This window comes from Bifidobacterium sp. UBA6881 (genome assembly GCA_002451435.1).
In the GTDB taxonomy this organism is placed as follows: Bacteria; Actinomycetota; Actinomycetes; order Actinomycetales; family Bifidobacteriaceae; genus Bifidobacterium.
The window spans coordinates 16828-17949 of sequence record DKCF01000014.1 but is presented as its reverse complement, the minus strand read 5'-3'; the positions used below and the strand labels follow the sequence as shown (position 1 = coordinate 17949).

Genomic DNA, 1122 nt, shown 5'->3' with positions numbered 1-1122 from the left:
CTGATTGGCTGGTCGGGATTGTTTGGTTCGGCCGGTCTGGTTTCCGGAACTGGCGGATTTATATCGGTTGTTGATTTTGACCGGTCAAATCCGCCAGTCCAGCTCGATTGGCTGTTCCCGATGTGCGGACTTGAGGTCATTCCGCTGGTCCCCGTGGATTCTTGGCGCCAATCATGCAGTTCGACCGGTGACCATTCAGCGTTTGTGCCAAAGATGCAGGACGCGCCCGGATTTTACGGGTGCCAACTGCATGTTTGGCACAAACATTTTTGGGGTGGGACTACCACTGCATGATTGGCGCCAAGGGTTCTGCCTTGGGCTTTGATTCCTGTGTTGATTCCATTTTTGGTCTGATTCTGATTCGAGTTTTGATTCTGATTTCAGATTGGAATCCGGTTCTGGCCTGGGTTTTGATTCCTGTTTCTGTTTCTGTTTGGGGTTTCTGATTCTTGGGTTGGGTGTCGATTCTGATTTGGACGTCGTTCCATCCATCGGTATTTGTCAGAACAGATGACCGGGGAAACGGTCGCTGATGGCGGCATGACGGTCAATATTCAAGGTCGCGCAATCGAAGGCGAAGACGCGGTTGAGATTATTCGGATTGGAGACGAACAGCGCGGTGGCCAGACCGTCGGCCAGCATAGTGGGGTATTGATTCATTGGTCGCGGCACCGCCGTGCTGCCGTTCTCCGATGCGATTCTGCTCGCTGCGGCGGGCTTGCGTCGAGTAGTGAGATCATGGGCCGCAGGGAGTTCCATGTGATGTCGGCTCACGGAACCTGTTATGGCGTGGTCCGCAGGGTCTGAATCCGGTTGGCCGGAATCGGATTCCACGGGCACATGAACCCAGGTGGCTTCGGTTTGTTGGACCGGCAATCCGTCGACGGCGTTCAGCAGATGATGGATCGCCAGATGCGTTCGTTCGTTGACCGCCACTTCCCAATGACGGCGGCTGGGCGCGCTCGCGCAGAACGCGCCGTTGACGATTTCCGCGACGCCCACCGCGCGTTGTTCGTCCTCGGGATCCTCCAACGCCACACGAATCGGTGCGGCGGCATGCACCAGCAGATCGCCGCCCGCATCGATGACGAATTCCGGTTCTGTGCACTGTTGCGTGGAACT

General features: G+C 56.4%; 2 protein-coding genes. One reads left to right on the top strand and one right to left on the bottom strand.

The features are described 5' to 3' along the window. A partial coding sequence (locus B3C64_RS01125; protein ID WP_291533133.1) for a hypothetical protein occupies positions 1 to 294 on the top strand: 294 nt, incomplete at its 5' end. Between the two features lie 207 nt (positions 295 to 501). Here B3C64_RS01125 and B3C64_RS01120 read toward each other — a convergent pair. Next, positions 502 to 1122, bottom strand: a 621-nt coding sequence (locus B3C64_RS01120; protein ID WP_291533132.1) for an FAD:protein FMN transferase, incomplete at its 5' end; no start/stop codon positions are given.